This is a genomic window from Pontibacterium sp., assembly GCF_041587635.1.
Taxonomy (GTDB): Bacteria; Pseudomonadota; Gammaproteobacteria; order Pseudomonadales; family Balneatricaceae; genus Pontibacterium.
This window is the reverse complement of the sequence record NZ_JBFGYC010000161.1, coordinates 1-7,309: the sequence shown is the minus strand read 5'-3', so window position 1 is coordinate 7,309 and position 7,309 is coordinate 1. Positions and strand designations below refer to the sequence as shown.

General features: G+C 51.5%; 4 protein-coding genes and 1 pseudogene. All 5 read left to right on the top strand.

The genetic code is table 11. The annotated features are described in order from the left end of the window. Window positions 1–1,453: pseudogene (gene rpoB / locus ABYW01_RS09825) on the top strand (DNA-directed RNA polymerase subunit beta); the annotation flags it as partial. 71 nt (window positions 1,454–1,524) lie between these two features. After that, window positions 1,525–5,742 (top strand): DNA-directed RNA polymerase subunit beta', encoded by a 4,218-nt coding sequence (gene rpoC / locus ABYW01_RS09820; protein ID WP_372832400.1) that lies wholly within the window; start codon window positions 1,525–1,527, stop codon window positions 5,740–5,742. A gap of 121 nt (window positions 5,743–5,863) precedes the next feature. After that, window positions 5,864–6,238, top strand: coding sequence for a 30S ribosomal protein S12 (rpsL, locus tag ABYW01_RS09815; protein ID WP_193952489.1), 375 nt, complete (start codon window positions 5,864–5,866; stop codon window positions 6,236–6,238). 139 nt (window positions 6,239–6,377) lie between these two features. Further along, the gene (rpsG, locus tag ABYW01_RS09810; RefSeq protein ID WP_193952490.1) at window positions 6,378–6,848 is read left to right on the top strand and encodes a 30S ribosomal protein S7; all 471 of its coding nucleotides are present in this window, start codon (window positions 6,378–6,380) and stop codon (window positions 6,846–6,848) included. A gap of 18 nt (window positions 6,849–6,866) precedes the next feature. Continuing rightward, window positions 6,867–7,309: GTP-binding protein (locus ABYW01_RS09805; RefSeq protein ID WP_372832397.1), on the top strand; the 443-nt coding region annotated here is incomplete at its 3' end.

The window sequence follows — 7,309 nt, the reverse complement described above, 5'->3', positions numbered from 1 at the left end:
CCCTGGCGATATCCTGGTCGCTAAACAAACGCCTAAAGGAGAGACACAGCTGACTCCGGAAGAGAAACTGCTGCGTGCTATCTTCGGTGAGAAGGCGTCTGACGTAAAAGATACGTCCCTGCGAGTTAAGACCGGTACCATCGGTAAGGTTATCGATGTACAGGTATTTACCCGTGATGGTGTGCCTAAAGATGAGCGTGCGCTGTCTATTGAGACCTCTGAGCTGGATTCCATCCGTAAGGATTTGAACGATGAATTCCGTATCGTTGAAGAAGCGGTATTTGAGCGTCTGGAGAAAGCGCTGGTTGGTCTTAAGGCTGACGGTGGTGCAGGTCTGGCGAAAGGCGACGAAATTACGTCTGAGTTCTTGTCCGATCTGAAACACTCTGAGTGGTTCAAGATCCGCCTGTCCGATGAAACTGTTGCAGAGCAGCTTGAGCTGGCTCAGAAACAGCTGGAAGAGCGTCGCGAACAGCTGGATGCCCGTTTCGAAGATAAGAAAGGCAAATTGCAGACTGGCGATGATCTGGCACCAGGCGTGCTGAAGATCGTTAAGGTATACGTTGCAACTAAGCGTCGTGTACAGCCAGGTGACAAGATGGCAGGTCGTCACGGTAACAAAGGTGTTATCTCCGTGATCATGCCTGTTGAAGACATGCCTTACGACGAAAAAGGCGAGCCAGTCGATATCGTACTGAACCCGCTGGGTGTACCGTCTCGAATGAACGTTGGTCAGATTCTGGAGACCCATATGGGTGCTGCAGCGAAAGGTCTGGGTAACAAGATCAACGAGATGCTGGAAGAAGAGCGCGCTAAAGCCGAGAAGGTTAAAGAGCTGCGTGAATTCCTGGATCGTATCTACAACAGCAAGCTGGGTGGTTGGGAGAATGCCCGTAAAGAGGAACTGGATACTTTCAGCGATGAAGAGATCCTGACCCTGTCGCATAACCTGCGTAAAGGTGTACCTCTGGCAACTCCTGCATTTGATGGTGCGAAGGAAGCAGAGCTTAAAGAGCTGCTGACACTGGCAGATATCGATACCAGCGGTCAGTTCACGCTGTTCGACGGCCGTACCGGTAATAAGTTTGATCGTCCGGTAACCGTGGGTTACATGTACATGCTCAAACTGAACCACTTGGTTGACGATAAGATGCACGCGCGTTCTACCGGTTCTTACAGCTTGGTTACTCAGCAGCCGCTGGGTGGTAAAGCTCAGTTCGGTGGTCAGCGTTTCGGTGAGATGGAGGTATGGGCGCTGGAAGCATACGGTGCTGCATACACCCTGCAGGAAATGCTCACCGTTAAGTCCGATGACGTCAACGGCCGTACTAAGATGTACAAGAACATCGTTGATGGCGATCACCGTATGGAGCCGGGTATGCCGGAATCCTTCAACGTGTTGATCAAGGAGATTCGCTCCCTCGGTATCGATATCGAGCTGGAAAGCGAATAAGGGCTTAACCGAAATCAGGCGGGGGTCACCTTGGTGGCCCCAGGCATTAACTCCGTGAGGAGCCAGAAATAATGAAAGATTTGCTGAATCTGCTTAAATCTCAGGGCCAGTCTGAAGAGTTTGACTCCATCCGTATTGGATTGGCGTCACCGGAGATGATCCGCTCCTGGTCTTATGGTGAGGTTAAAAAGCCGGAAACCATTAACTACCGTACTTTCAAGCCTGAGCGCGAAGGTCTGTTCTGTGCCAAAATTTTTGGCCCGGTAAAAGACTACGAGTGCCTGTGTGGTAAGTACAAGCGCATGAAGCACCGTGGTGTTATCTGCGAGAAGTGTGGCGTTGAAGTAACCCTGGCAAAAGTTCGTCGTGACCGTATGGGTCACATTGAGCTGGCGTCTCCTGTCGCGCACATCTGGTTCCTGAAATCACTGCCGTCCCGTATCGGTCTGATGCTGGATATGACGCTGCGTGATATCGAACGTGTTCTGTACTTCGAATCATTTGTTGTGATCGATCCGGGTATGACTACCCTGGAACGCGGTCAGCTGATGAACGATGAGCAGTACTTCGAAGCACTGGAAGAGTTCGGTGATGACTTCGACGCGCGTATGGGTGCAGAGGCGGTGAAAGAGCTGCTGGCATCGATCGACCTGGAAGGCGATATCCAGATCCTGCGTGAAGAGCTGCCACAGACAAATTCTGAAACCAAGATCAAGAAACTGTCCAAGCGTCTGAAGTTGCTGGAAGCTTTCTTCAAGTCTGGCAACAACCCAGAATGGATGATCATGGAAGTACTGCCGGTACTGCCACCTGATCTGCGTCCTCTGGTGCCGCTGGATGGCGGTCGATTCGCGACATCTGATCTGAACGATCTGTACCGTCGTGTTATTAACCGTAACAACCGTCTGAAGCGCCTGCTGGATCTCAATGCACCGGATATCATCGTACGTAACGAAAAACGTATGTTGCAGGAATCCGTTGATGCATTGCTGGATAACGGTCGTCGTGGTCGTGCCATTACTGGTTCGAACAAACGTCCGCTGAAATCTCTGGCAGACATGATCAAAGGTAAGCAGGGTCGTTTCCGTCAGAACCTGCTGGGTAAACGTGTTGACTACTCCGGTCGTTCCGTAATCGTAGTGGGTCCTTACCTGCGTCTGCACCAGTGTGGTCTGCCTAAGAAAATGGCACTGGAGCTGTTCAAGCCATTTATCTTCTCCAAGCTGGAGCTGCGTGGTCACGCGACCACCATCAAAGCTGCGAAGAAGATGGTTGAGCGTGAAGAGCCGCTGGTATGGGATATCCTCGATGAAGTTATCCGCGAGCATCCGGTACTGCTGAACCGAGCACCAACCCTTCACCGTTTGGGTATTCAGGCGTTTGAGCCGGTACTGATCGAAGGTAAAGCAATTCAGCTGCATCCGCTGGTTTGTGCGGCATACAACGCTGACTTTGATGGTGACCAGATGGCGGTACACGTACCGCTGACAATCGAAGCGCAGCTGGAATCTCGCGCGCTGATGATGTCCACCAACAACGTGTTGTCTCCTGCGAACGGCGAGCCAATCATCGTACCGTCTCAGGACGTAGTATTGGGTCTGTACTATATGACCCGTGAGCGTGTAAATGCCCAGGGCGAGGGCATGGTCTTCTCCAATATTGAGGAAGTAGAGCGTGCACACGGTGCCGGTCAGGTGTCTCTGCAGGCGAAAGTTCGCGTGCGTATCACCGAAACTATCCGCGATATTCAGGGTAATGTTGAAACCCGCACGGAAGTAAAAGAAACCACTGCGGGTCGTGCTCTGTTGTTTGCAATTGTTCCCGCTGGCCTGCCATATGCGCTGGTCAACCAGAACATGAAGAAGAAAGCGATCTCTCGCCTGTTGAATGAGGCGTACCGTCGTTGTGGTTTGAAAGATACCGTTATATTTGCTGACCAGCTGATGTATATGGGTTTCCGTCAGGCGACGATGTCCGGCGCTTCCATCGGTGTGAACGACTTCGTTGTACCGGATGAGAAAGTGGACATCATCGGTGAAGCTGACGCAGAGGTTAAAGAGATTGAGCGTCAGTTCGCAGACGGTCTGGTAACACAGGGCGAGAAATACAACAAAGTTGTTGATATCTGGTCCCGTGCTAACGAATTGCTGGCGAAGAAGATGATGGACAACCTAAGGACTGAGCCGGTTATAAACCGCGACGGTGAAGAGGTTGAGCAGGAATCTTTCAACTCTGTTTACATGATGGCTGACTCCGGTGCACGAGGCAGTGCAGCGCAGATTCGTCAGCTGGCAGGTATGCGTGGTCTGATGGCGAAGCCGGACGGCTCGATCATCGAAACGCCAATCACCGCGAACTTCCGTGAAGGTCTGAACGTACTGCAGTACTTCATCTCGACCCACGGTGCTCGTAAAGGTCTGGCTGATACCGCACTGAAAACAGCAAACTCCGGTTACCTGACGCGTCGTCTGGTAGATGTGGCACAGGATAACGTGATCACTGAGCACGACTGTGGTACCGAAGAAGGTCTGCTGATGACGCCGCTGATTGAAGGTGGCGACGTTGTAGTGGGTCTGGGTGATCGAATTCTGGGTCGTGTAATCGCGCGTGACGTATTGGATCCGGAAGGTAATCTTCTGATCGAAAACGGCGAGTTGATGGACGAAGCTTGGATTCATCTGCTGGAAAACGACGAGAAATACTCCTCAATCGATGAAGTGATCGTTCGCAGTGCAATTACCTGTGAAACACGTCATGGTATTTGTGCGTGCTGTTACGGTCGTGATCTGGGTCGTGGCCATCAGGTTAATCCGGGCGAAGCTGTGGGTGTTATCGCTGCACAGTCTATCGGTGAGCCAGGTACACAGTTGACCATGCGTACGTTCCACATCGGTGGTGCTGCATCCCGAGCGGCTGCGGTAGACAGCGTACAGGTTAAGAACGGCGGTGAGATTCGTCTGCATAACCTGAAGTATGTCGAGCGCCCTGACGGTGCTTTGGTTGCAACCTCTCGTTCTGGTGAACTGGGTGTGACCGATGAGCACGGCCGTGAGCGTGAGCGCTACAAGCTGCCATACGGCTCCGTGATCAAGTCTAAAGACGGTAAGACAGTGAACGCTGGCGACATCGTTGCTAACTGGGATCCCCATACTCACCCAATCATCACTGAAGTCGGTGGTAAGGTTGAGTTTGCAGGGATGGAAGATGGTATCACTGTTAAGCGTCAGACGGATGAGTTGACAGGTCTGTCCACCATCGAGGTTCTCGATGCGAAAGACCGTCCGCAGGCGGGTAAAGATATCCGCCCATTGATCAAACTGGTTGATGCTAACGGCGAAGATATCATCTTGACCAACGGTGCCCCGGCGACGTACTTGCTGCCGGCTAAAGCGATCCTGAACCTGGCGGCAAACGCTGAGGTACAGGCAGGTGATGTACTGGCACGTATCCCTCAGGAAGGTACGGTCAACAAGGATATCACCGGTGGTCTGCCACGCGTAGCTGACTTGTTTGAAGCGCGTAAGCCAAAAGAGTCCGCGATTCTGGCGGAGATCTCCGGTACCGTCACCTTCGGTAAAGAAACCAAAGGTAAGAAGCGTTTGGTTATCAGTCCGAAGGACGGTGATCCGTTTGAGATCATGATCCAGAAATGGCGTAACCTGAACGTCTTCGAAGGCGAACAGGTTGAAAAGGGTGAGGTTATTTCTGACGGTCCATCCAACCCGCACGATATTCTGCGTGTACTGGGTGTGGGTGAACTGGCAAAATACATCACCTCCGAAATTCAGGACGTTTACCGCTTGCAGGGTGTAATCATCAACGACAAGCACATCGAAGTTATCGTTCGACAGATGTTGCGCAAAGTTGAGATTCTGTCATCCGGTGACTCGACCTTTATTCCGGGTGATCAGGTTGAATACCAGGCTGTTGTGGCTGAGAACGCTCAGCTGGAAGCAGATGGTAAGATTCCTGCGAAGTTTGAACGAGTCCTGTTGGGTATCACTAAGGCTTCTCTGGCGACAGAATCCTTCATCTCTGCGGCATCTTTCCAGGAGACTACTCGAGTCTTGACTGAAGGTGCGGTAACCGGCAAGCAGGACTTCCTGCGCGGTCTGAAGGAAAACGTTGTTGTGGGTCGTCTGATCCCTGCAGGTAGCGGTCTTGCATACCATGCCGAGCGCAAACGTAAGAAAGCGCAGCCGGAAACGGGTTCTGCAACCGTGAGTGCGGAAGAAGTGCAACAGGCACTGACCGAAGCACTGAACGCTTCAATGCCAGACGCTGAATAAATTTTATTCAATGTTTGACGTTATGGGTCGGAATTGAGTACAATTCCGGCCCCTTTTGTGACTGGATTAATTTCAATCCAGTTTTTTATGGTGCCCATCAAAACGTGGAGTTTGCTAAATAATGGCAACTATTAACCAGTTGGTGCGCAAGCCTCGTAAACGTAAGGTGCAAAAAAGTGACGTTCCTGCTCTGCAGGCATGCCCACAGCGCCGTGGCGTGTGTACCCGTGTTTACACTACTACCCCGAAGAAACCGAACTCAGCATTGCGTAAAGTATGCCGTGTTCGTCTGACCAACGGATTTGAAGTGACTTCCTACATCGGTGGTGAAGGCCACAACTTGCAGGAACACTCCGTTGTACTGATTCGCGGTGGTCGTGTAAAAGACCTTCCGGGTGTACGCTACCACACTGTTCGCGGTTCTCTTGACTGCTCCGGTGTGAATGATCGTAAACAAGGCCGCTCCAAGTACGGTACCAAACGTCCTAAGTCTTAATCGCCATCCCTAATGGCGAGGCTAAGCAGCGGTCTTTAAGTAGGCCGCTGGCGCGCTAAACCAGACAGGATAAGAGTAAGGCGGGTGTCGTTTGACTACCTGAATACCTGAAGACCTTTTTAAATTTGAGGGCTTATCAATGCCTAGAAGAAGAGTTGCTGCGAAGCGCGAAATTCTGCCGGATCCGAAATTCGGTAACACAATTCTGGCAAAGTTTATCAACCACGTAATGATCAGCGGTAAGAAATCTGTTGCTGAGAAAATCGTGTACGGAGCACTGGACAAAATCCAGGAGCGCTCTGACCAGGATCCTCTGGAAATCTTCGACAAAGCGCTGGAAACTGTTCAGCCTATGGTCGAAGTAAAGTCCCGCCGTGTCGGTGGTGCTACTTACCAGGTTCCTGTTGAAGTACGTCCTAGCCGTCGTATGGCCTTGGCTATGCGTTGGTTGGTAGATGCATCTCGCGGTCGTGGTGAAAAATCCATGGCGCTGCGTCTGGCTGGTGAGCTGGCTGATGCTGCAGAAGGTCGTGGTGCTGCTGTGAAGAAACGTGAAGACGTTCATCGCATGGCTGAAGCGAACAAAGCATTCGCTCACTACCGCTTCTAAGCTGCTGAGGATTGAGTTGTGGCTCGTAAAACTCCTATCGCACAATATCGTAACATCGGTATTTGTGCGCACGTAGATGCTGGCAAGACCACTACCACTGAGCGTGTCTTATTCTACACCGGTCTATCCCATAAAATTGGTGAGGTGCACGATGGTGCAGCTACCATGGACTGGATGGAGCAGGAGCAGGAACGAGGTATTACCATTACCTCTGCTGCGACTACTTGTTTCTGGAAAGGGATGAATCAGCAGTTTGAAGACCACCGTATCAACATCATCGATACACCGGGGCATGTTGACTTCACAATTGAAGTAGAGCGTTCTCTGCGAGTACTGGATGGTGCTGTGGTTGTGCTTTGTGCATCTTCCGGTGTGCAGCCTCAGACTGAGACTGTATGGCGGCAGGCGAATAAATATGAAGTACCCCGTATGGTGTTCGTCAATAAGATGGACCGTATGGG

Bases quoted from the DNA above. Each gene is read 5' to 3' on its own strand.
- rpoC (WP_372832400.1), top strand. From the start codon at position 1,525: ATGAAAGATTTGCTGAATCTGCTTAAATCTCAGGGCCAGTCTGAAGAG.
- rpsL (WP_193952489.1), top strand. From the start codon at position 5,864: ATGGCAACTATTAACCAGTTGGTGCGCAAGCCTCGTAAACGTAAGGTG.
- rpsG (WP_193952490.1), top strand. From the start codon at position 6,378: ATGCCTAGAAGAAGAGTTGCTGCGAAGCGCGAAATTCTGCCGGATCCG.